The organism is Geoglobus acetivorans, from assembly GCF_039641995.1.
In the GTDB taxonomy this organism is placed as follows: Archaea; Halobacteriota; Archaeoglobi; order Archaeoglobales; family Archaeoglobaceae; genus Geoglobus; species Geoglobus acetivorans.
The window spans coordinates 1,731,522-1,754,685 of the sequence record NZ_CP087714.1 but is presented as its reverse complement, the minus strand read 5'-3'; the positions used below and the strand labels follow the sequence as shown (position 1 = coordinate 1,754,685).

The window sequence follows — 23,164 nt, the reverse complement described above, 5'->3', positions numbered from 1 at the left end:
ATATTTAAGTATTACCTTTTTCAATCACAATAAATGATGAAAAAACTGATATTAGTTCTGGTGTTGGTGGCAGCATTGGCACTCGGATGCGCTCAGGAGCAGAAGCCGGAAGCGACACCTACACCCACACCCCAGGCTACACCCACGCCCACTCCACAGGCCACCGCAACCCCGACACCCAAGTTTGGAGGGAAAACGGAGGTTGTGATCGGAGTCATAGGACCCATGTCTCTGCCTGAAGGAACTGCTGAGAAGAATGCAGCCCAGCTTGCAGTTGATGAGATAAACGCGCAGGGTGGAATTCTCGGTCTTCCAGTGAAACTCGTCGTAGGCGATACGAAACTCAACCCGGATACTGCAACTGCCGAATTCAGAAGGCTCGCCACACAGGAAAATGCAGACATGATCACGGGAGGGTTCAGCAGCGGAGTCATGAGCGCAATGATGGAGGTTATGGCTGAAACAAAGACGATATTCCTTTCGGATGCCTCAAGTCCCGTGCATCCGAAAATGGTCGCCGAAAACTATGACAAGTACAAGTACTGGTTCAGGGTGAGTCAGAACAACGGTTCAACCTTCGCGCTGGACCTTGCAGCCATGATAGACTACCTGAGAAGCAAGGGTGTTGAAATCAACAAGGTGTACATCATAAGAGATGAGCACGTCTGGACCGACCCTGTTGTTGCCGGTCTGACTCCTCTGCTTGAGGAAAGAGGAATAGAAATTGTTGGAGATCAGAAGGTTCCGAGAGGGTTTACCGAATATGAGCAGATCCTTCTTGACGCTCAGGACAAAGGTGCGGATTTGATAATGCCGATACTCGCCATTTCCGGAACGGGAGATGTTCTCGCAAAGCAGTGGGCTGAACTGCAGATACCTGCCATTCTCGGTGGTCATGATCTCGCCGCAATTGATGCCCAGTTCTACGAGAAGACCGGTGGGGCTGCCAATTATGAGCTGTTCCTTGTGGACGGTGGTGTGCTGATAACCTCGCCACCAACCGAGATGGCGGCCAAGTTCATCGAGAATTACAAGAAGAAGTACGGACACTATCCTGAATCCCATCAGGCTTATGGAGCGTACGATGCAGTATATCTCTACAAGATGGCGGTAGAGGCAGCATATAAGGATGGAGAAAAGAATCCGTTTGATCCGGATGTTGTCGTCAAATACCTTGAGAAATACAAGCCCGGAAATCCTGCCAAGCTGACGAGGAACATTGCTTTCTACAGCAATCACGCCCTTGTCTGGGGCGATGAATATGTAAGAAACTTCATAGCCCAGTGGCAGGACGGAAAGCAGTACTATCTGTACCCATCGACCGTCGCGAATGGAGACCTTAAGTTACCACCGTGGATTTGAACTTAAAAAAGTTCCAGAATTTGTAAACTTTGACCGAAATTTTTTTATTTTTTTGTAAACACATTATCAACCATGATAGATATCCTGCTCAGGATACTTGTCTATGGCGCTGTCGTAAGCGGAATATGGGCGCTCGTTGCTTCAGGTTTCTCACTCATTTTCGGTGTTTCGAGAATCCTGAATTTTGCCCACGGCACGTTTTTTATTCTGTCGGCATACATCGGCATCAGCCTGTACAAATACGGGCTCGATCCCTACATAGCATCGTTCGTAGCGGTGTTCCTCGTGGGCATGATAGGTGTTGCGCTGTACACCGGAATACTCGCCAGAATAAAGGAGCACGAGGTCATGATCATAATCGTAACCCTCGCGTTTGCACTCCTCGTGGAACAGATACTCATCCTGCTGTTCGGGGAGCACGGCATTTCGTATCCCTCGCTAATCACCGGAGTTCTCAGGATAGGGAGTGTGCCCATCACATACAAGCGAATCCTCGCGTTCTTCGTCGCAATCATCTGTCTGATTCTGCTTGAGGTGTTCATCAACAAGACGAGAACGGGGAAAAAGGTATCCGCATCCTCGCAGAATGTTGAAGGTGCAATGCTTGTGGGCATCGATGTTGACAGGATTTTCATGCTCACCATGTTCATCTCTGCCGTGCTGGCAGGAATTGGGGGCATACTGTACACTCAGGTTTTCGCAGCCACGCCGATGGTGGCCCTGAAGTCACTCATCTACGCATTTGCTATAGTCATCCTCGGCGGGCTTGGAAGCGTTAGGGGCAGCATAGTTGCCGCATTCATTGTCGGTTATGTGATCACAATCGTGATAACCTTTTTCGGGGCGAGGTGGTCCGAGTTCGTAACACTCCTTCTGATAATTGCCATTCTGGTTTTCAGACCTACAGGACTTTTCGGGGTGGAAGAATGACAGTATCGAAATTGCCGGAGATGGATATCAGGCAGATAATCGCATGGGCAATATTCCTCATAGCGGGGCTTGCTATCCCGTTTGCTGTTTCAGAGGCGTTCTTGTACCTGCTGGGCCTCACCATGATATTTCTGGTCCTGACGATAAGCTGGGACATAATCGTGGGATACACGGGACAGGTCAACCTCGGCCACACGGTTTTTGTTGGTCTCGGGGCATACACTGCCGCTCTGCTCCAGGTTCCGTCCAGATTCTCAGGTTCGGTGGATTTCCTGGCGGGCATGTCCCCCGTACCGGTACCCGTCTCAATCCTCATGGGGGGTATAGTTGCGGCGCTTTTCGGACTTGGCATAGGCATCATTACGCTGAGACTGAAGGGTTACTACTTTTCGCTCGTTACCGCAATACTGCCCCTCGTGTTCATGCAGTCGGTGTACGTCTTCTCAAGCATATTCGGTGGTGAGGAGGGATTCTCAATAGGTCTCGAAAGGGGCCTTGCTGAATCACCCCTGCTCAGATACTACTTCGCATTCGCCGTGTTCATGATCTCGTTCATACTCATCTGGCTGCTCGTGAACAGCGAGATAGGCCTCAAGTTCAGAGCGGTCAGAGATGACGAGGTTCTTGCAGAGGCTCTTGGAATAAACGTTGTCAAATACAAGATCCTCGCCTTCGTTACAAGCTCGTTCTTCGCAGGGATAGGTGGTGCCACACTCGTCCACTACAGAATAACCATCGGGCCCGATGTTTACGACATTCCACTCATGCTGCTGATAATACTGTCTGCAGTCATAGGCGGACTTGGTACACTGTACGGCCCCGTTTTTGGCGGGTTTGTGATATACCTCCTCAAGAACTGGTGGCTGAAAGGTGCGGTTCAGGCTTTTCCGGCATGGGTCCCTGTGAACGATGAGGTTCTGCTGTACATCCTCCTGATAGCTGTGGCTGTTATTGCACCCGAAGGATTATGGAGCAAGATAAAGAGGTTCACCGTAAGGAAGGAAGATGCCGTTCCGGAATAGCACATTCCAAAATTTTTACTGCTGTTACATTGTTTGACAATTATTCACATAATCTTAACTTTGGTTTATTGATTCGCTTTAATACTTTACAGATTAAACAGAATTCCAGCAGACCGAAACAGCAAATAACGTTCTAATCCCTCATTGAACGATAAAAATCAGCTGATGGCTCTGACACATGTAAATCGATAGAAAAAGTTATTAAGGAATTAATGTAAAAATAAATCATGAATGATCAGATCTGGAAAAAATGGTATCCGTACATAGGCTGGCCGGAAGACATCGAAGAGCCGGACACCACTCCTCCCCATGCGCTTGAAAGCGTTTCAGAAGAATTCAGAGACAAGGATGCCATCATCTATTACGGGAACAGGATCAAGTACGGAGAGTTTTTTGACTACGTTTGCAGGTTTGCAGGTGGACTGAGCGAATATCTGGAAAGGGGCGACAGGATTTCATTTTTCATGCCCAACTGCCCTCAGTTCAACATAGGCTATTTCGGTGCGCTGAGCAACGGAATGATTGCGGTCCACACGAACGTGATGTACACGGAAAGGGAGCTTGAGTACCAGCTGAACCACTCAGGAGCCAAGGCGATCGTAACCCTCGACATCCTGTATGAGAGAGTGAAGGCCGTTCTCGACAGAACCGAACTCGAATACGTGATCCTCACAAGTCTGAGGGATTTCATATCCCCCTCAGCGAGAAGATTTATCCCGATGCTTCACGAACAGGAGATCAGGGAAAAGGAGAATGTTCTCTACTTCAACGATCTGCTCAAACACTCACCCAAGAAGCCTGAAAAGGACCTGAAGCCGGAAGACGTCGCCTCATTAACATACACGGGCGGAACAACCGGGAGGTCGAAGGGCGCAGTTTACACCCACCGCAACCTGATGATCGACGCAAAGATATTTTCTGCATGTCTTGACATAAGAAGGGGCGAAGATGTTTTTTCTGGCCTGATGCCCATGTTCCACGGAAACGGAATATGGACATCAAACATGAACGTCTTCATGAACGGCGGGACTGTTGTCCTCTTCCCGTACTTCGATGCGGGTGAATTCATCAGTGCGATTGAAACCTACGGCATAACTCAGATTCACTGCGTGCCAACACATCTTGTCGCCATCGTGAACCATCCGTACTCGAAAACAGCAAACTTCTCATCTGTAAGAGTCATAAGCGTCGGTTCCGCTCCAGTGCCTGTTGAGCTTCTGAAAGAGGTCAAGGCCCTCATGCCAAACGCAACAGTGATAGAGCAGTGGGGGCTGACCGAGGCTGCAATAATAGGCACGAGCAACCCGGTACACGGAGTTATAAAGGTCGGCAGTGCGGGATTGCCCGTTCCAACTGTTGAGATGAGAATAATGGACCCCGGCACAGACAATCCGCTCCCACCCGGTGAGGAGAACATTGGAGAGATCGTTCTCAGGAGCAAGAAAATAATCAGAGAGTACTGGAATGACCCGGAAAAAACGAGGGAGGCCATAAAGGACGGCTGGCTCTACACGGGCGACATGGGCTACATGGACGAGGACGGCTACATCTACATAGTGGACAGAAAAAAGGACATGATAATCGCCGGAGGTTTCAACATCTATCCGTCAGAGGTTGAGGAAGTCCTCTACATGCACCCCAAGGTCAAGGAGTGCGCAGTTATCGGTGTGCCTGATAAGTACAGGGGCGAGACTGTAAAGGCATTCATAGTCCTCAAGGAAGGCGAGACCGCAACAGAAGAGGAAATCGTGGAATTCGCAAGAAAGCACCTTGCAAGCTACAAGGTTCCGAGAATCATAGAGTTCAGAGACGAGCTTCCAAAGTCTCCCGTCGGCAAGATCCTCAGGAGAATCCTGAGAGAGGAAGAAAGGAAGAAATTCGAGGGTAGCTGAACCGGTGGTTTCGTTGAGCGATAGCGTTGAGGGACTGTTTGCTCAGATGAAAAACGCCATCGATAACAGGACAAAGATAAAGGAGTACAGAGAAAAGGGAATGAAGGTTATAGGAACGCTCTGCAACAACGTTCCCGAGGAAGTCATTCATTCCACAGGGGCTGTTCCGGTGAGGGTGTTCGGAAACTACGGAAGCACGCCTAACGCCAGCTCCGTCATGCCCCAGTGGACGTGCTATTATGCAAGAAACGTTATGGAGGCCGGACTGAGGGGTGAGACAGAATTCCTGGACGGAATCGTGAGCACGACCTCCGACGACACCAAAATTCATCTTTTTTCGCTCTACCGTTTTTATTTAAACCCGGAATTCTCCTACATGGTTCAGTATCCGTTCAGCAGAGATGAGAAATCGAGAAGATTCTTCATCAGGGAGCTTGAAAGATTTTCGAGTTTTCTTGCAAGGTTTACAGGTTTTGAGACAGATACCAGCTCACTGAAAAAATCCATAGAAACATACAACAACTTCAGAAAGGTCTGCACAAGACTGGAGAGGTTGAGGAGCGAGGATAGAGTGAAGGTAAGCGCTTCAGAGTGGATGCTGATCATGCTTTCCTCAATGCACATGCTGAAAGAGGACTTTAACAGAATCGCAGAAGAGCTTTACGGACTTCTTTCAGAGAGGGAAGGAAACGGAGACTACATTCTGAGGGTTCATGTTTCCGGCACAGACTTTTACAGCTCTGAACTTCTGAAGATTCTCGAGAATTACGGAATTGCAATCGTTTCGGACGACTTCTGCACCTCCACTGGATACTACAATGGAATTGTAAACAGAGCTAATCTGGAGGGGATTGCAGACAGATACCTGTATTCAACCGCATGCGTGATGACCTCCGCATCTAACGAGCTTTCCGTGCTGGAGAGGGTGAAGTTCATAAGGGACAGGATAAAAGCCAGTAGGGCTGAGGCTGTGATTGTTTTCAAGGACAGGGGTTGCGAGGTTTGCGGACACCAGTGTCCGGCCATTATCGATGAGCTTGACCTGCCGGTTTTAACGATAGACCTTGACTTTCCGCTTTCAAAAGCCCAGATCGAGGGCAGGATTGAGGCGTTTGTTGAATCTCACGGGAGATGATGTTTATGGCAGAGTGGAATCACATCGGTTATAAAACCCTCTACAGGGAGCTTTTCAGGAAGCACCTCGAAAGACAGAGCAGGCTTGCAGAGAAGAACAGACCCGTGGGGTGGTTCTTCTCATTCCATCCTTCCGAACTCATATACGTTTTCGACGTTATTCCAGCATTTCCCGAGCAGTACTCTGCGTACTGCGCCGCCAGAGGCAGCTCATCTGAGCTGATAGACTCGGCAATTTCACATGGATACAGCCATTTCATCTGCGACTACTTCAAGACGACCCTCGGCATGATTCTCGAGCCGGAAAAGGCGACAAAGCCTCTGATGCCCAGGCCAGATTTCATTGTCGGAACGAGGGCTTTGTGCGTCGCACACCACGAGATGGCCGACGTTTTTGCCAAGTATTACGGTGTGCCGAGATATGTGATAAACTACCCGTACTGGACGTCAGACTCCCTGAGAAACCTCGATGAAATCACGAAGGAGGCGGAATGGGCTGAAGAACTTTACATGGAATACACCGTCGAAAGGCTGAAGGATCTCATGGGCTTCATGGAGTCCGTCGCAGGCCCTTACGATGAGGAGAAGTTCAGAGAGGTTTTCGCAATCTCGGAGAAGACATCCAGACTGCTCATCGAAACCCTGAACCTGATGATGTCCACACCCACTCCGGCAAGTCAGAGAGAACTTGGAGACTTCGTTTTCATTGCATTTTTCGTTCTCGGGAGTGATTATGCCTACGAGTTCATGAAAAAGGCTCACGAAATGATGAAAGAAAGGGTGAAGAGACGGGAAGGGGTCTCAGACGAGAAGCACAGGCTCCTGACATTCGGGATAATGCCCTGGCACACTCTCTCGCTGTACGAATACTGTGAGAGCAATGGCGCGAATTTCCCGGTGAACCTGTACGTGAACGCGTCCGTTCACAGGGTCGATGCCTCAAAGCCCTTTGAAAGCATGGTGAGAAGGTCGATGCACGTCACCAACTCGGGCTACGAGATGCTCGACAGTGTTGTGAAAACAGCCAAGAAAGCAGACATCGACGGTGCGCTCCTTCTCGAAAACACGGGATGCAGGATAACGTCAATGATAGTCAGACCGCTTGCAAAGGTCCTGCAGGAAGAGCTTGGCATAAGCAGCCTCATCCTCGAGGCACCCCAGTGCGATCCAAGGCTGATGCCTCTCGAAAGAGCCAAAAACCTTATCGATGCCTATCTCGAGTCAATATCATAGGTCACGCAGGTGGTGGTTCTGTACTTCGCTGGAATAGATATCGGATCGCTGGCAATCAAGGTCTGTGTTGTGGATGAAAATGGAGACATTGCAGGTTACCACATCGCAAAGACGGAGGCAAAGCTGTCGGAAAGTGGCAGAAAAGCATACCTCGACTGTCTCAGAAATGCCGGGCTTGATGAGGAGGACGTGGCGTTCAGAGTCGCTACAGGTTACGGAAGGAATCTCGCATCCCAGCACTTTGCCGATGAGAAGGTTACGGAAATAACATGCCATGCAACGGGCGCAAAGGAAATTTTCAGGAGTGCCAGGACGGTCATAGACATCGGAGGTCAGGACAGCAAGGTGATCGGGCTATCAGAGGAGGGCAAGGTTGTCAGATTCACGATGAATGACAAGTGTGCAGCAGGGACGGGAAAGTTTCTCGAGGTGATGGCAGAGAGGCTGGGGGTGTCCTTAGACGAGATGAGCGAGATGCACTTCAGAAGCAGAAAAAAAATCACCATAACGAGCGTATGCACTGTTTTTGCCGAAAGTGAGGTGATATCCCTGCTTGCACAGGGTGAGGAGGCTGAGGATATCGTGGCTGGACTTCACGAGTCCATAGCAAAGAGAATATACGGTCTCGTGAAGCAGGTCGGCGTTGTGGAGGATGTCGTGATGACCGGCGGTGTGGCAAAGAACAGAGGAGTCGTGAATGCAATAGAGCGAGAACTGGGTGTGAAGATACTCGTACCGGAAGAGCCTCAGATAGCCGGGGCTTACGGGGCAGCGTTAATCGCACGGGATAAATTCAAAAAATTTAAAAAATAAAATAACAACTAAGAAAAACTGGGGAAAGGCCACCCTCTAACATTTTCAAGATTTTGAATCTGCTTTTATTACTTTGTAAACTTTTCTTAACTCAATATCGTAATTCGTAAAATTTATATTTAAGTAATACCAGTATTTATCATGACCGAATATAAGGAGATAATTTACGACAAGGAGTGGTATGACCACACCGCTTTGATAGCCATAAACCGCCCCCACGAACACAACTCCTACACCCTCACGACCCTGCGGGAGATGGTCTCAGCAATTGAGGATGCCATGTGGGACGACGACGTGCAGTTCATAGTTCTGACGGGTGTCGGAAACAAGGCATTCTGCACAGGGGGAAACGTCCACGAGTACGCTGAGGAGTACACTAAAAAATCGTCTGACTTCTGGAAGTGGGGCGAGATTTACGGCAGAGTTTTTGACATGATAATGCACTGCGGGAAGCCCGTAATTGCCAGGGTCAATGGGGTTACGGCAGGAGGAGGCTTCGAGTTTGTTGCTGCCTGTGACCTCGCCATAGCAAGTGAAAACGCCAGATTCATATCTCCCGGTCCACGAGTTGGCATGACCTCGATCGGTGGCCTGTCTCAATGGCTACCGCTCCACATGGGCATCAAGAGAACAGCGGAAATTGTTATGCTGAGCAGCGAGATTGATGCGAAGACGGCATACCAGTGGGGAGTTGTGAACGAGGTTGTCCCACTTGAAAAGCTGGACGAAAAGGTCAGGGAGTACATCGACAGGATGCTCGACCTGTCTGCCTCAAGCCTGTGGTACTTCAAGGTTCACCTGAACTGGTGGAGGGACTTGATCTGGAGGCTCACTTGGGAGCACGGGAAGGCCTGGTTCTCGCTGAACATAGGCAGTGTCGAGCCGTCTGAAGGGCTGTGGGCATTCAAGGAGAAGAGGAAACCGAGAATGAGGGAGATCAGGAAGAAGATCGGCGAGGGAATGGATCCCAGATACCCGTATGGCCCGCTGATGAAAAAATGTGAAAAGTGCGGTGCAGAGTTTCTGCCGGACAGTTCGAAATTCTGCCTTGTCTGCGGGGCGGAACTCGAGTAATTTTTATTTTTCTTACAGCGATTACAGCCCACCCTTCTTTTTGATTGCAGATTTTGAGATGTAGGTTAGAACCACATCCCCAGTTTGCTTGACCACATTGACTTCAAAGGTTACGATGCCGTACTTTTCCCTCTCTTCCCTGTCAACAACCCTCACAACAGCCTTTATCGTATCCCCTATGAAAACGGGTTTGGTAAACCTGAGTCTTTCAATTCCATAGTATGCCACTATGGTCCTCTCCACGAGCCTCATTCTCGTTATCAGACCGCTCGCTATTGCGAGGGTCAAAAGACCGTGGGCTATCCTCTCCCCGAAAACGGTGTTTTTTGCAAACTCCTTATCGGTGTGGATGGGATTCCAGTCCCCGGATATTGCTGCAAAGTTAACTATGTCTGCCTCGGTAACCGTCCTGCCGGCAGTTTCAAACTCCATTCCCACCTCAAAGTCCTCAAAATAAAGGTTCTCCATACACATCACCCGAACGTCAGCTATTTTCTGACGCCGAGCCTTTTTAAAAGTTCGGTTGGCCTTTCCTGACCGAAGTACTCGTATATCCCTCCCCTGCTCTCCATCTTCACCCTCGGGTCTCCTGTGTAGCCCGCATCCACAAGCTGCACGAGAAGCTTCGGAGGCGCCCACTTCGGATCCTTGGTCATCTCGAACAGCGATTCGAGTATTCTGAGCCTCGTGTCCCAGCCAACAAGGTCTCCCGTTTCGAGAGGTCCCATCGGGTATCCGTAACCAAGCATCATCCCGATGTCTATGTCCTGCGGTGTTGCTACACCTTCCTGCACCATCAACAGCGCCTCCCTAGCAAGAGTCAGGCCGAGACGTGTTGTGGCAAATCCGGGAGAGTCGTTGACCATGATTGGAACCTTTCCAAGCTCAGTAAACCACGCCCTGATATCCTCCATCAGGCCCCGGTCAGTCAGCAGACCCCTTACAAGCTCCACGAGCTTCTGGATCTGCGCAGGATTGAAGAAATGTATTCCGAGGAATTTTTCTGGCTGCCTGACCGCTCCGGAGAGTTTGGTTATGCTTATCGAGGATGTGTTCGAGCCTATGATCGCATCATCCGCCACTTCGGCTATTTTCCCGAGAACCTGTTTTTTGAGCTCTATGCTCTCGAAAACAGCCTCTATTATAAGCTGAGCGTCCTTCAAATCCTCATAATCTGTCGTGGTTTTGATCCTTCCCAGAATCTCATCCATTTCGTCCTCGCTCAGCTTTCCCCTTTCAACAAGCCTTCTGAGGCCGAATCTGCCGTCCCTTATTCCTGCCATCCCCTTTTCCAGAGCATCACGACTGACATCCAGAGCAACTACTTTTAGACCCTTCTGAGCGAAAAACTGTGTGATTTGCGTTCCCATCAACCCAAAACCGACAACGCCAACAGTATCAATCTTCATTTCAATTCCCCCTGAATTCGGGCTTCCTCTTCTCAAGAAACGCTCTCATGCCCTCCCTGGCATCGTGTGTGGAGAAGAGCATCGAGAAGAGTGTTAGCTCGTACTTCAAACCATCCGGAAGACTCATTGATCTTGCAGAATTTATCGCCTTCTTGGCAAACTTAACCGCAACTGGCGATTTTTCAGCGATCTTTTCTGCAATTTCTGCTGCCCTGTCCATCAGCCTGTCCTCCTCCACGACCTCCTCCACAAGGCCGATTCTGAGGGCTGTCTCGGCGTCAATGATCTCCCCCGTCAGGATCAGCTTTTTTGCCATCCCGATGCCCACAAGCCTGGGCAGCCTCTGGGTTCCTCCAGCTCCGGGAATCAGAGCGAGATTTATTTCGGGCTGTCCGAACTTTGCCCTCCTGCTTGCGATCCTTATATCGCATGCCATAGCAAGTTCGCATCCTCCGCCAAGAGCGTAACCGTTGATTGCTGCAATGACAGGGATGTCCAGCTCCTCAATCCGGTTGAACAGCTCACTCCCGAGCTTTGCCGCCTCCATACTGTCAAGCGATGTTCGCTGAAGAAGCTCATTTATGTCCGCACCTGCGGCGAACGCCTTTCCCGATCCGGTAATGATGAGGACCCTCGCTTTTTGCTCGACCTCGTCCAGAGCCTGCTTCAGCTCCATCCTGGTTTTTGAATCGAGTGCATTTAGCTTTTCGGGCCTGTTAAGCGTTAAAATTGCCACATCTCCATCATAATCAAGCCTTATTCTTTCAAAGCTTTTTGAGCTCATTCAATCACCTACCCTTTCAAAATAAACCTTCCAGACTCCCGTTTCGTCCCTGCCGGTTATTGCCCTTACTTTCTCACCAACACTCAGTGTTTCATCGCCCTCAAACCACCCCATCACCCTGAAAGCCCCGAACCTCGCAACGGCAATCGTGTAAGGTTCACCCTTAAACTCAAATCCCTGAGGAATGCTGTGTATCTGAGTTAACGCCTCCACAACCCCATCTCCTTCGATCTCAACCCATTCCATGTCGGAAGTGTAGCATGAACTGCAGTCGGTCTGGGGCGGTGAGAAGGCCGCACCGCAGTTCCTGCAGACGGTGGCATAGATTTTTCCTTCCTCCAGCCCTTTCCAGTACCTTTCAGTTTTTGTGGCAGGAATCCTGTGTCTGAGAACGAACTGTCTGCTTTCGATCGTGAACCTCTCATCACCCATCAGTCACACCCCCAGCACGAAAACCCAGCCAAAATGCCCGGTGCCACCAATGTTGTGCGTCAGACCTCTGTGGTTCTTCAGATCTGCCTGCAACCTGCCCGCCTCACCTCTCAGCTGTTTCACGATCTCGTAAAACATCGCAACTCCCGTGGCTCCAAGAGGGTGACCCTTTGCCTTAAGCCCTCCAAACGTGTTAACCGGAAGCTTTCCGCCGAAATCAGAATCGCCGCTCTCAACGAACTTCCCGCCCTCACCCTTCCTGCAGAATCTCAGGTCCTCGTATGCCATAATCTCCGCAATGGTGAAGCAGTCGTGGACCGCTGCAACATCGAGCTGTTTGACAGGCTCATCAATCCCGGCCATCCTGTATGCCATCTCGCCTGCCTTCACCGTGGCTTTAAGCGTGGTGTAGCTCTCCCTCCTGGTCATGTTGGCGGTGTCACTGCTGAAGCCCACGCCTTCAATCCACACAGCATTGTCAATTCCAAGCTCTCTGATTTTCTCCTCACTTGCGAGAATTGCCGCCGAGGAGCCGTCAGTAATCGCACTGCAATCGAAGAGCCTCAGGGGGTAAGCAACGTATCTCAAGCCCAAAGCCTTTTCAAGAGATATCTCCTTCCTGAACATGGCCTTTTTGTTGTGAACAGCATTTCTGTGATTTTTAACTGCAACAAGAGCCATCTGCTCCTCAGTTGTTCCATACTCGGCCATGTGGGCGGAGGCGTGCATCGCATAGTATCCGGGAAATGTTGTCCCGTACTGGTGGAACTCCCAAAGGTAGCTCCCGCTCCTGCCACCAACAGCGAGGGAGGTCGGCGTGTCCACCTCACTCATCTTCTCCACGCCCACAGCTATGGCAACATCCACCATGCCGGATGCTATGCTTGAGTAGGCCGTGTAAACGGCCGCACTTCCCGTTGCGCATGCGGCCTCAACCCTCACCGGGCCTCTTCCGGCGAACCCACAGTACTCGTTTATGGGAACGGCGGGCATCAGCTCATAGCTCCTCGTTCCAGCGATGCCCACAACACTCATTTCGATATCGTCTTTTGTGAGAGAGGCGTCACTGAGGGCCTCGCTCACGGCCTCAAAGGCAAGCTCCTGAAGCGTCACATCATCCCGGATACCGAATTTTGAACAGCCAACGCCTACGATTCCTACCCTCCTTCCAGCAGACATAAAATCACCGCAAAAAGATCAGATGTCGAAAAGGTCATCCTCCTCGTCATTCATGGGCGGCATTGTCCCGTGTTTCTGGAGGTACTCCTGAATCATCTCGCTCTCCTTCATCGTGTACATCTCGTCCTCAACATAATCGAAAAATGCGGCCTTTCCAAGCTCGTTCATAAGTTCTTCTTTCAGGTTCTCCGTCCCCTTTATGTAAACGATTTCCATCGACTCGTTGAAAAGCCTGAAAACTCCGGCCTTTTCCGGGACATCTTCAACGTTTTCTTCACTCAGCGGGATCGCCTCATGCAGGGGTGCAAGCATTTTGGCCGATATGGATTCTCTCCACCTGTTCTTCTGCCTGCCCTTCAGATCCCTGACGGTGCCGGTGGGACACACCTCAACACACACCCCGCAGAACTTGCACCCTGACTGGGTATCGCTCTCAGCGGTTCTGCCCACCAACACTCCACCATCAATGACGGTGAAGCTCAAAGCCCCGGCTTCCCTGATTTCCTGACAGGCCCTCACGCATCTGGTGCAGTTTATGCAGTAGTTCCAGTTCCACCGGTAAAGCTTTTCCTCCACAACGGGCAGGTCCCTGAAAACGTATTTTGGCGTGTGGTCTGCTACTCCCACATACTCGGCGAGGTGTCTCAATTCGCAAACAGGAAACAGATCACAGCACCTCTCCTCAACCGGGTTTCCGAAGCTGCACTGAATCCTGTCGCAGCCGTGCCTGTACTCACAGGTTATGCAGACGTGCGGATGATTGGCAAGAATTTCCGCAAGCCTCCTCTGCCTCTCCTCTCTGAGGGAATCGCTGTCGGTTACAACATCCTCCCCACCCTGAGGAACGTATTCGCACGAATTGACCGGTTTTCCGTTAACCTCCACAACACATATCCCGCAGCCATCGTAGTGGCCCGCATTACCCTCAAAAATCTCACTACCTCTGAAAACCTTTTCAGCACCTTCGAAACGTGTAGCAGGCGAAATGTTGGGATGATAACAGAGGTTTGGGATGTAGATGCCGTTCTCAAGAGCTATCTCGATGAGGTATTTTCCGGATTCGCATGATACCTCTCTGCCGTCAATCCTTATGCGTAGCTCCCCCATCATGCACCTCCCGAAAAAATATTATTTTTTGGATTTGATGTAGAGCGCTCTTGCGAAAAGCGCTGCACCGATTGCTCCTGCGAGCTGAGGATCGACCTTCGGCTCGAGTGCCTTCATGTTCAGCTTGATCTCAATCCTCCTGACAACCCCGACGTTCTTCGAAATTCCGCCTGTGATTGCAAAGTCTGCCTCAACTCCCACTCTCTCAAGAAGCTCCACAACCCTGCTCGACACAGCATTGAAGAACGCAGCGAGTATCATTTCCCTGTTCCAGCCCTTCCTTATAAGTCCCAGGATCTCCGACTTTGCAAAGACGACGCACGTTGTGCTCACAGGCTCGGGCTCCTCTTCAACCTTCAGGGACATGTCACCGACTTCGGTTATGGGAACGGAGAGCAGATCACAGACCACCTCGATGCCCCTTCCCGTTCCGGCTGCACACTTGTCGTTCATCAGGAAGTTTATCACCTTGCCCCTGCTGTCGATCTTTATGGCCTTCAGATCCTGACCGCCCATGTCGAGAACGGTCCTTACGGTGTTGCCGTAGACGTACACCGCACCTCTTCCATGGCATGCGATCTCGGTGATCGTTTTGTTCGCAAAGGGAACGCTCACCCTTCCATAGCCCGTACCGACAATGTAGTGGATATCCTCTCTGCTCATATCCCCGATTTTTTCAAGGACTGCATTGAGTGCCTTTTCAGAGCTGGCACTGCTGCTCGTCCCGGTTCTCATGCTGGCGTAAGCGTAAAGTTCACCATCGGCCATTATCACTGCCTGGGTGCTGACCGAGCCGAGATCAATACCGCAGCTTATCACATCTGCATCCTGCCAGTTCCTTGATTCGTCCACCCAGACGGTTTCTGGCCATCTCCAGTATTCGCTCTCCTGAACGCTAACCATTCATCTCACCCCCTGAACTGCAGAAAGAGCCGCCCCTATTGCGGGAACAAGCTCCGGAGGATAATCCTCGGGAACGTAAACATCCTTTCCAAGCTCCCTCTTCATGGACTCGATGAATCCGATGTCGTTGGCAAGACCGCCTATCAACAGAACATCATCCCTTATATCGAGCCTCCTGGCTATCGCGATGACCCTGTCAGCTATGGCGTCGTGTATTGCCCTCGAAATCTCGGCCTTCGGGACGTTGGAGTGCAGCAGTGAAACCACCTCGGATTCCGCAAAGACCACACACTGAGCGTTCATCGGGATTGCCCTTGTTGCCTTGAGAGCAAGCTGACCGAACTCCTCGGGAGTGACTTCGAGATACCTTATCATCGCATCAACAAATGAACCGGCTCCGGCGGCGCATTTGTCTGCAAGAGCAAAATCCTTGACGTTGCCGTTTTCGTCAAGACTTATTGCCCTGCTCTCTTCAGCACCAACCTCAATCACCGTCCTTGCTGAAGGCCTTACGAAGTAGGCGCCCTTTCCTGCGGCAATCACCTGCGTAACCTCGTCATCCGCAAAGGGCACGGAGATCTTGCCAAAACCTGTGGCAACAATTTTTTCCAGATCCTCTCTCTTCAGTCCTGCCTTCTCAAGTGCCTCATTCAGAACTTCCTCAGAGGTTTTTCCATGGTCTGTGCCGGTTCGCGCCATGACGTAGGAGAGTATGTTCCTATCCCCATCCATAATAACGACTTTTGCCATCTTGCTTCCCACATCGATACCCGCAACAACCATCTTCAACCACCCCTCAAAAATATTTAAGTTAGCTTTTCAATTCCCAGACTCTGCATGAACGAGTCTATGACGTTGAACGTCCTCGCCTCGTCAAATTCTCTCGGATCAGCCATGTTTCCTTCGTATGTCGCAACTGAGACACCATTCCTGACGAGATAATCTCTCACCTCAAGAGTGGACATGTTCCAGAGCTCGCATCCCCTGTTGAGGTGCATTATGATGGCATCCGCCTTCCAGTCCTTCACCATCTGGTACGTCTCCTGTTTCCTTATCCAGTGAGAGTACTCGTGCTGCCACGAGGCTCTGTACTTCAGGTTGAACATCGCCGTCCACCAGAGGGCGCTCCTCCTGTCGTGGATCTCGTAACCGGCCTCTTCGGGCGTTGGAGCCGGCTCCCAGATCCAGTTCTCACCCTTCTCATCCATGCCCAGCCAGGCCGCACCAAGGCCAAACGTGTAGATTGAGCCGACAGAAACAGCGCCGTAATTCTCCTCGAGATACCTGTAAACCTTCAGAAACGGCCAGGGTGGCGGGTTGTCCGTAACAAAGCGGAACTGCTCCTGGGTCAGAGCCCCAATACCTCTTTTAACCCTGCTCTCAACCTCCTTGTAGAGCTTTTCGTACAGCTTCACAATCTTCTCATCGCTCCTCCTGAGCAGAGTCATGACGTAGAACGAGAACATCGACTTCTCTTCCATCGGTGCGGGGGTGTTCTGGTTCAGCTTGCAGATCTTCGACCACAGGGTCATCGATCTCGCCTCATTCTCAACAGCCCTAATCAGGAGTTCGTCATCGTACTCCCTGCCCGTAACCTTCTCCATCCACTGAATCGCATCCTCGAGCTGCCTCACCACGTATTCTATTTTCTTGTCATTCAGCAGGTAGCCCGGCCCAACCGAGATGTCGACAGCGTATGTCGGCACGCCCCCCTCAAGCTCGGCAGCATAGTGGTACCATTTTGCATGAGTGCAACAGATGTGAATCGTGAAGTTGAAGTCCGGTTTCGGGAACGGCTCAATTTCGGCACCGTCGGCAAGCAGATATTTGTCCATCGCCACGCTGCCCCAGTAGTTCCTCATGTACCCGCAGAGGTCTCTTGCAGCACCCTTCCTCTCGATGGTTTCCAAAGCCCTCATGGAGAAGTCCCTGAAAAACGCAGCCGTGGCGCCGTAGGGTTCGCCGGTGAGCGGATAAACGTCCTCTCCCAGCCCCGCCGGAACCGGATCAAACGCCCATGCTGAACCTGCCCACCTGATGCTGCCATTCTCCTTGGCTTCCAGATAATTCCTATAATACTCCATTCTGTACTTCTTGAAATCATCCCAGCATTCAAAAGGCCTAACCTTGACTCCCATACTCACCACCTCTAAATAAACAGGTCCTCCTCACCCATGGCCTCAATCATGGCCTCGACTCTCGTTCTGAACTGCCCAACAGGCTGCGTGAGGTCAAGCTCGAGATGGAGGTGTCTGACACCCATCCTGTCAAGCATGTCTCTGAGAGAGGGTATGTCAAGCTCGTGAGGATCGCAGAACTTCATCTGGGCGATGATCACGGCATCAACGTTCCACTCCTTTATGACGTTCTCAATAAACTGGAACCTCCTCCTTCCAAAGAAGTCGCCCCTTGCCCAGTCCTTTGCAGGACACGGGACCCTGTAAACGTACCTCTCGGCAAGGGCCTTTATCCTGTCTCCACCATTCTCCACAGCCCCCCAGAAATACCTCGAACCCGTGCAGTTTTCCTCGAAGACAAACGTTGCAGGGTAGCTCATCCCGTACTCGATCAGCTCGAAAAGCTCGATATCGTAATCCTCACTGCCTATGAGCATCAGCCTCGTCCCAACCTCCCTGTCAGGTTCAACTTCGGCAACCTCCTCCAGGAAGCTCTCCAGAACCTCGTTGTGTTCCTCCTTGTCAACCACCTGTGAAGACACGACAATCAGCATTGCATGCAGTCCGGTAATGGGGGGATTCTCGGCCTTCCTCAGCTCGAACACCTTTGTCAGAAGTTCCCTGCTCCTGTTGTAAACTTCAATCGCTCTGTCAAGATCAGAATCGGAAATTTTTGCGCCAGTCCATTCCTCGACAGATTCCTTGAATTTCTCAAACTCGTGTTTTGCAAAATCGCCTGCATGAGGGTTGTTCACTCCATGGGGAAACGGCAGATAATAGCTCCATTCAATGTTCGGCACCCTGTCTGCGAAGCTGAAATACGACTGTCTCATGTGGAGGCATGACTGAGCAAGTGTAACACCGTCAAGGTAGTTGTACCTGCCCTGCAATCCCTGGGCGAGAGTGTCATGGCAGAACGGACAGTACATATCGTGAAGATATGGCCTGGTTATGCTCTCCGGCTCATGTGATCCGAGAACTCTCACGGGGAGGATTTCTGCCGCGTACAGTATCTCTTCAGGTACGTAGGTGCAGTAGTAGCCGACGACCCTGCCACCTGTTTTTTCCTTCCACTTCTTCGCATATTCGTGCCTGTTTTCGAACCATTCCCTGAATTTCTTCATCTGGGGCATATCATCGACAGACGTAGTCATCACTCAACCACCTCACCTGTAAGATTATCAACTGCCACAAATTTTAATCCGTAAAATTAGTATAAATACTTTTCTGAAAATTGGACAGTAAAAAAGTGAAATTAGTTTACATTGTCTCAGAGGAAGTTATGAGTTCCTCGAGAAGCTTTTCGTCAAACTTGAATTTCAGGATTCTGTAGATTATTAGAACGTTCAGATCCTGAACAAAGTCGCCGTATTCCTTCAGGAAGCTGTGGACCCATTTTGAGACCTCCTGAAAAGTCCTGAAGACCATTATGAACTTCCACCTGTGGGTGCCGTCGGTTATGAAGAACAGCATCACGTTTGGCGAGTTGATCAGATACTCGTACGCCCTTCTCCAGTTCTCTGAAAAGTTCTGGTTGTTGAAGCTGATCTCCATGAAGCTGAAAATGAAGTAGTTCTCGTTCGGTATGACTGTCTCCCTGAAAATCTCTGTCTCTCTCATCTCCTTGATTATCTCTGCGATTCTGGCATGACTCAGAGATATCCCGTATTTCTTCTTCAGAATTTCGCTGAGCTTTCTCGTCGTTATGTTCGGATCTTCGATCTTCTCCTTCAGAATAACTATTTTGGTCCTGTCAAGCCTTACAATTGGTGTCCTGAGATCGAACTCCATGACAATGTTATGTCTGATTGATATATAAATGCTACGAGTTAAACAAAATCATATTATTAATTAAACAATTTCTGATGCGGTGCAAATCTGAACGGTGATTTCAAAAATATTTCCGGCCAAAGATGCGGTCAGTAGAAATCCTCGTCCCCCATCATTTTCGATTTTCTTATCCAGAGCTCCACGTAATCGCCCTGAAGATAGCACACGCCACAATCCCTTTCGCAGGTATCGACATCCACCACCTTAACATCGTAACCCATGGACCTGTAAAGATCGATGTATTCCTCAACCCGTCTCCTTTCAACGGTGAATGCCTTTTCCCAGCCCTCCTCCATCGGGTTTCACCAGGAGTGATTTATCGCATTCTTGGGACATGAGGAAACACATGCCAGCTTCTCAATCTCCCAGCCCGAAGCGGGTTTGCATGGGGCGCAGCTGAACCTGATCTTGTTTCTGTGATCCTCCCTAACCTTCGCCACAGGTTCATCCCTGAAGGGATCAATCTCATCCTCTCCAACCTCGAAAACTCCGGACGGGCAGACTTCGATGCATTTCGGGGTTTCAAGGTCAGCACAGCCATCGCACAGGTCAGTGTCAATGCTTATGTAGTACGTACCGGAACCGTCCCTATATCCGTACTGCGCAATCATAATACTAAGTTTACATTGTAAAATTTAAAGGTTTCTACACTTGCCATTGTAACAAAAGGTCATGGAACTGATGGGCAAAACACGGAGGTGTTGCGGATTAACCGACAGTGGGGGTCAAAAAAGTAATTGAAAAACAGCATTTTTAAACAAAATTGCTCAGATTAAGGAATCTCAAGCTCAAGGGTTAACATTGTCGATGATGGCCTGAATCCTGAGTTCCTGAAGAAGTCAAACAGCATTTTGTCTCCCCAGTCAACCATTGTGTATATCTTTTTCACTCCTATCGCCCTTGCGTTGGTGACAAACTGATCAAAAAGCTCCCTTCCAATGCCCTTGCCGGAGAACTCCTTGTCAACTCCGATCGTGGTCAGATAGGCAACGCTCTCGGGGATTCCAAACTCACCGGAAAAAACACTCCCAGCCACAAACCCGACCACTCTGCCATCATATTCCGCAGCGAGAGATATCACAACCCCGTATTCTGAGTTCAGAACCTCATCGAAGAGCCTCTTGAAATACTCCTCCCTCCTCTCCCCGGTGTACTGAGAATCTATCCTAACGACGTCATCAAAATCGTCCTTCCTCATGGGCCTTATCACAGGGCCTTCAGATTTCGAACCCATATACTTCACCATTAATAATTATAGATTTCCCTTAAAAATACTTTTCGCATCAGGAAAGCAGCACAGCACGATACGGGAGTCGGTCAGGAACCTTACGCCCTACAGCACTTTACGGCTGCGGTTTTTACACAGTAAACATGATTTATATAGTAACAGTTAAATATGTAAAATTCCAAAGCGGTGTTATGGAGTACAAAAAAATAAAGTACAGCCTTGAAGGAGATACAGCGTGGATACTGCTTGCGAACCCCCCTCTCAACATCGTTGACCTCGAAATGATGAGGGAACTGATATCTGCACTTGATGTGGCGGAAAATGAGGCGGAAATTGTTGTGATATCCCACGAGGGGAAGCACTTCAGTGCTGGAGCTGAAATCAAGGAACACTATCCGGATAAAGCCCCAGATCTGATAGGGACGTTCACGGAACTCATTCTGAAGATCCTGAACAGCGAAAAAATCACGGTTTGTGCTGTCAGGGGTTACGCACTCGGAGGGGGATTCGAGATTCCTCTCGCATGCGATGTGATTCTCGCTTCCAGCAACGCCAAGCTTGGAGTGCCGGAAATCACCCTCGCACATTATCCACCGGTGGCAATAGCGCTTCTCCCCCACATGATAGGATGGAAAAACGCATTCGACCTGATAACAACGGGAGAGGCCGTTGATGCTCACAGAGCGAGAGAGATGGGCATAGTGTCGAGGGTGTTTGAGCAGGAGAGTTTTGACGAGGATGTGAAAAAATACGTGAACGGGCTGCTTGAAAAATCCCCCATTGCGCTGAAACTTGCAAAGAAAGCATTGAAAAAATCCACAGCCGTGGACTTCGGAAAAGTGCTGGGGGAGGTTAACAGAATTTACCTGAACGAGCTTATAAAGACGGAGGATGCCGTTGAAGGCCTCAACGCATTTCTCGAAAAGAGGAAGCCAGAGTGGAAGGGAAGGTGAGGTATTGAAAAACTTGAAAAATTATCCTTTTGATATCACTTTTTGATGAGACTTTCGGGCGATGCCGCACTGATCTACAGGAAAACCCTGGACACCCTTTCTAAGGCCGTCAGGTTTGACGAAGCGCGGAGAGAACTGCAATCATACAGGCCAGTGTCCAGCCTCGAAGAGATCCTTGAAAGACAGAACGAGATCAGGAAAAAGATGGAGATTTCAAGGAAAATACACCCGGACGAGATAGAAAAACTCAGACTGCTCACAATCAGAAAGAGGTTCTTCGAAGACCGGATTTTTCTCGCAAGCGACGATGAAAGCTATGAGTCTGCCGTGAAACTGGGAGTGTGTGAGGTCGTCAGAGACGGATCCCAGATGGTGGATTTTGCAATTACCCTCAACGACTTCGTGAACAGCGTGGATTTGAAGAGCTTTGCCCCCGAACTGTATGTTGAGTCCGTTATCGAAAATCTTGAGTCGTTCAGGGCCTTCGCTGAGATTGAAGCCAGAATTTCGGGAAACACACATTACAAAAATCTTATCCCCGAGATAGAGGAGCTGAGGAGTCTTTACACCAGACTGGGCGAGATCGAGAGAATCAAATCGAGGGCTAAGGAGCTGGAGGTGGAAATAAACAGGGAAATAGAGGAGAGACTTGCAGAAATAAAGGTGACTCTTCCAGCCAGCGAGCTGCTCAGAATCATGAGTGAGGGGAGGCTTTCGGCTGAGATCGAGGAGGAGATAGAAAAGGTTATCTCAAGGTACGAAAAGGAGTTCGAGAGCATAGGAATAGTGGAGTCGCTTTTTTCAAGATCCTTTCCAGTAAGGGTCGATGACGAGGGTGTGGAGAGGGCAATTTCGAGAATTAAGGAGAGAGCCGCACTTGACTACTACCTCAAATGTCTCAGGATAGCTGAAAAGATAGATCTGGAATACATCAACGAGAGAGTGGAATTCTACAGGGCCTTGAGCCTGTACAAACTGCTCGACTCCAGCTCATTCACCATGCCGGAATTCGGAGATGGATTTGCAATCGTCAACGGCAGGAACCTCTTCATCGAGGATCCACAGCCGGTGAGCTACTGCATAGGCAGAAACAGCCTGTTCCCCCACAGCGAAAGCATAATACTGCTAACAGGGGCGAACTCAGGAGGCAAAACCAGTCTCCTCGACCTGATGTGCCAGGTTGCCATTCTCGCTCACTCGGGACTGCCGGTGAACGCAGAAAAGGCTGAAGTCCCCGTATACGACGAAATATTCTACTTCAAGAGAAAGAAGAGTTCCTACGGTTCTGGAGCGTTTGAAAAGGCAGTTAAAAGCCTTGTTAAAGCGGTGTCCGGAAATGGAAGAAAGCTGATACTCATAGACGAGTTCGAGGCTATAACCGAGCCCGGAGCGGGAGCAAAAATCCTGAGCACGATTTTAAAGATTGCCCACGAGAAGGGGCATCACCTCGTGCTTGTGACCCACCTGGGCGAGGAGTTTAGGGGGCTGGAGTTCATTAGAATCGACGGAATTGAGGCAAAGGGCTTAGACGAGAATTTCAGGCTCATTGTGGACAGACAGCCCGTGTTCAACAGAATAGGAAGGAGCACGCCTGAATTGATAGTGGAAAGGCTGATGGAGAAAAGCAGGGGAGAGGAGAAGGAAATACTGAAAAGAGTTCTCGACGAGATGGGGCAATGAATTTTTTAACCCCCGGCAATCT

General features: G+C 50.0%; 24 protein-coding genes. 10 read left to right on the top strand and 14 right to left on the bottom strand.

Annotation, left to right across the window (positions count from 1 at the left end; translation table 11 throughout):
• Positions 1 to 33 precede the first annotated feature (33 nt).
• From LPQ35_RS10315 to LPQ35_RS10280, 8 genes are all read left to right on the top strand, one after another.
• A complete protein-coding gene (locus LPQ35_RS10315) occupies positions 34 to 1,362 on the top strand; it encodes an ABC transporter substrate-binding protein (RefSeq protein ID WP_193807165.1) in 1,329 nt (442 codons plus the stop codon).
• A 72-nt stretch (positions 1,363 to 1,434) separates the two neighbouring features.
• Positions 1,435 to 2,292 carry an ABC transporter permease subunit gene (locus LPQ35_RS10310; protein WP_193807167.1) on the top strand — a complete coding sequence of 286 codons (858 nt, stop codon included), beginning with the start codon at positions 1,435 to 1,437 and terminating at the stop codon, positions 2,290 to 2,292.
• Complete coding sequence (locus LPQ35_RS10305; RefSeq protein WP_193807169.1) at positions 2,289 to 3,314, top strand: ABC transporter permease subunit; 1,026 nt, start codon at positions 2,289 to 2,291, stop codon at positions 3,312 to 3,314. The genes LPQ35_RS10310 and LPQ35_RS10305 overlap by 4 nt, the downstream gene beginning before the upstream one ends.
• 227 nt (positions 3,315 to 3,541) lie before the next feature.
• Positions 3,542 to 5,206, top strand: coding sequence for an AMP-binding protein (locus LPQ35_RS10300; RefSeq protein WP_193807171.1), 1,665 nt, complete (start codon positions 3,542 to 3,544; stop codon positions 5,204 to 5,206).
• A 4-nt stretch (positions 5,207 to 5,210) separates the two neighbouring features.
• Positions 5,211 to 6,341 (top strand): 2-hydroxyacyl-CoA dehydratase, encoded by a 1,131-nt coding sequence (locus LPQ35_RS10295; RefSeq protein WP_193807174.1) that lies wholly within the window; start codon positions 5,211 to 5,213, stop codon positions 6,339 to 6,341.
• 5 nt (positions 6,342 to 6,346) lie between these two features.
• Complete coding sequence (locus tag LPQ35_RS10290) at positions 6,347 to 7,573, top strand: 2-hydroxyacyl-CoA dehydratase (RefSeq protein WP_193807176.1); 1,227 nt, start codon at positions 6,347 to 6,349, stop codon at positions 7,571 to 7,573.
• Between the two features lie 9 nt (positions 7,574 to 7,582).
• Positions 7,583 to 8,386, top strand: a complete 804-nt coding sequence (locus LPQ35_RS10285) for an acyl-CoA dehydratase activase (protein ID WP_346297640.1) — start codon at positions 7,583 to 7,585, stop codon at positions 8,384 to 8,386.
• Positions 8,387 to 8,527: 141 nt separating this feature from the next.
• Positions 8,528 to 9,460: an enoyl-CoA hydratase-related protein gene (locus LPQ35_RS10280; protein WP_193807178.1), complete on the top strand. Its 933-nt coding sequence runs from the start codon at positions 8,528 to 8,530 to the stop codon at positions 9,458 to 9,460.
• 21 nt (positions 9,461 to 9,481) lie between these two features.
• On the opposite strand, the gene LPQ35_RS10275 is transcribed toward LPQ35_RS10280, so the two are convergent.
• From LPQ35_RS10275 to LPQ35_RS10210, 14 genes are all read right to left on the bottom strand, one after another.
• On the bottom strand, positions 9,482 to 9,928 hold the full coding sequence (locus tag LPQ35_RS10275; protein WP_193807180.1) for a MaoC/PaaZ C-terminal domain-containing protein: 447 nt from the start codon (positions 9,926 to 9,928) through the stop codon (positions 9,482 to 9,484).
• 20 nt (positions 9,929 to 9,948) lie between these two features.
• Entirely contained in the window at positions 9,949 to 10,869 is a 921-nt protein-coding gene (locus tag LPQ35_RS10270; protein WP_193807182.1) for a 3-hydroxyacyl-CoA dehydrogenase NAD-binding domain-containing protein, read from the bottom strand.
• 1 nt (position 10,870) lies between these two features.
• The gene (locus LPQ35_RS10265; RefSeq protein WP_193807184.1) at positions 10,871 to 11,653 is read right to left on the bottom strand and encodes an enoyl-CoA hydratase-related protein; all 783 of its coding nucleotides are present in this window, start codon (positions 11,651 to 11,653) and stop codon (positions 10,871 to 10,873) included.
• Complete coding sequence (locus tag LPQ35_RS10260; protein WP_193807187.1) at positions 11,654 to 12,085, bottom strand: zinc ribbon domain-containing protein; 432 nt, start codon at positions 12,083 to 12,085, stop codon at positions 11,654 to 11,656.
• Between the two features lie 3 nt (positions 12,086 to 12,088).
• Positions 12,089 to 13,264 carry a thiolase domain-containing protein gene (locus tag LPQ35_RS10255; RefSeq protein ID WP_193807189.1) on the bottom strand — a complete coding sequence of 392 codons (1,176 nt, stop codon included), beginning with the start codon at positions 13,262 to 13,264 and terminating at the stop codon, positions 12,089 to 12,091.
• Positions 13,265 to 13,282: 18 nt separating this feature from the next.
• Positions 13,283 to 14,371: a 2Fe-2S iron-sulfur cluster-binding protein gene (locus LPQ35_RS10250; protein WP_193807191.1), complete on the bottom strand. Its 1,089-nt coding sequence runs from the start codon at positions 14,369 to 14,371 to the stop codon at positions 13,283 to 13,285.
• Positions 14,372 to 14,392: 21 nt separating this feature from the next.
• Entirely contained in the window at positions 14,393 to 15,274 is an 882-nt protein-coding gene (bzdQ, locus tag LPQ35_RS10245) for a benzoyl-CoA reductase, bzd-type, subunit Q (protein WP_193807195.1), read from the bottom strand.
• Positions 15,275 to 16,057: an acyl-CoA dehydratase activase gene (locus LPQ35_RS10240; RefSeq protein WP_193807197.1), complete on the bottom strand. Its 783-nt coding sequence runs from the start codon at positions 16,055 to 16,057 to the stop codon at positions 15,275 to 15,277. It abuts the gene before it with no gap.
• A 23-nt stretch (positions 16,058 to 16,080) separates the two neighbouring features.
• The gene (gene bzdO, locus LPQ35_RS10235) at positions 16,081 to 17,412 is read right to left on the bottom strand and encodes a benzoyl-CoA reductase, bzd-type, subunit O (protein ID WP_193807199.1); all 1,332 of its coding nucleotides are present in this window, start codon (positions 17,410 to 17,412) and stop codon (positions 16,081 to 16,083) included.
• Positions 17,413 to 17,423: 11 nt separating this feature from the next.
• Positions 17,424 to 18,605 carry a 2-hydroxyacyl-CoA dehydratase gene (locus tag LPQ35_RS10230; protein ID WP_193807201.1) on the bottom strand — a complete coding sequence of 394 codons (1,182 nt, stop codon included), beginning with the start codon at positions 18,603 to 18,605 and terminating at the stop codon, positions 17,424 to 17,426.
• Between the two features lie 106 nt (positions 18,606 to 18,711).
• Positions 18,712 to 19,242, bottom strand: a complete 531-nt coding sequence (locus tag LPQ35_RS10225) for an AsnC family transcriptional regulator (protein ID WP_193807203.1) — start codon at positions 19,240 to 19,242, stop codon at positions 18,712 to 18,714.
• 128 nt (positions 19,243 to 19,370) lie between these two features.
• Positions 19,371 to 19,577, bottom strand: coding sequence for a hypothetical protein (locus tag LPQ35_RS10220; protein WP_193807205.1), 207 nt, complete (start codon positions 19,575 to 19,577; stop codon positions 19,371 to 19,373).
• A 6-nt stretch (positions 19,578 to 19,583) separates the two neighbouring features.
• Entirely contained in the window at positions 19,584 to 19,892 is a 309-nt protein-coding gene (locus LPQ35_RS10215) for a ferredoxin (RefSeq protein WP_193807207.1), read from the bottom strand.
• 161 nt (positions 19,893 to 20,053) lie between these two features.
• On the bottom strand, positions 20,054 to 20,515 hold the full coding sequence (locus tag LPQ35_RS10210; RefSeq protein ID WP_346297730.1) for a GNAT family N-acetyltransferase: 462 nt from the start codon (positions 20,513 to 20,515) through the stop codon (positions 20,054 to 20,056).
• Positions 20,516 to 20,700: 185 nt separating this feature from the next.
• Here LPQ35_RS10210 and LPQ35_RS10205 point away from each other — a divergent pair, with 185 nt between their 5' ends.
• Both LPQ35_RS10205 and LPQ35_RS10200 read left to right on the top strand, forming a co-directional pair.
• On the top strand, positions 20,701 to 21,462 hold the full coding sequence (locus LPQ35_RS10205) for an enoyl-CoA hydratase-related protein (protein ID WP_193807211.1): 762 nt from the start codon (positions 20,701 to 20,703) through the stop codon (positions 21,460 to 21,462).
• 45 nt (positions 21,463 to 21,507) lie between these two features.
• Positions 21,508 to 23,142 (top strand): MutS-related protein, encoded by a 1,635-nt coding sequence (locus tag LPQ35_RS10200; protein WP_193807215.1) that lies wholly within the window; start codon positions 21,508 to 21,510, stop codon positions 23,140 to 23,142.
• Positions 23,143 to 23,164 lie beyond the last annotated feature (22 nt).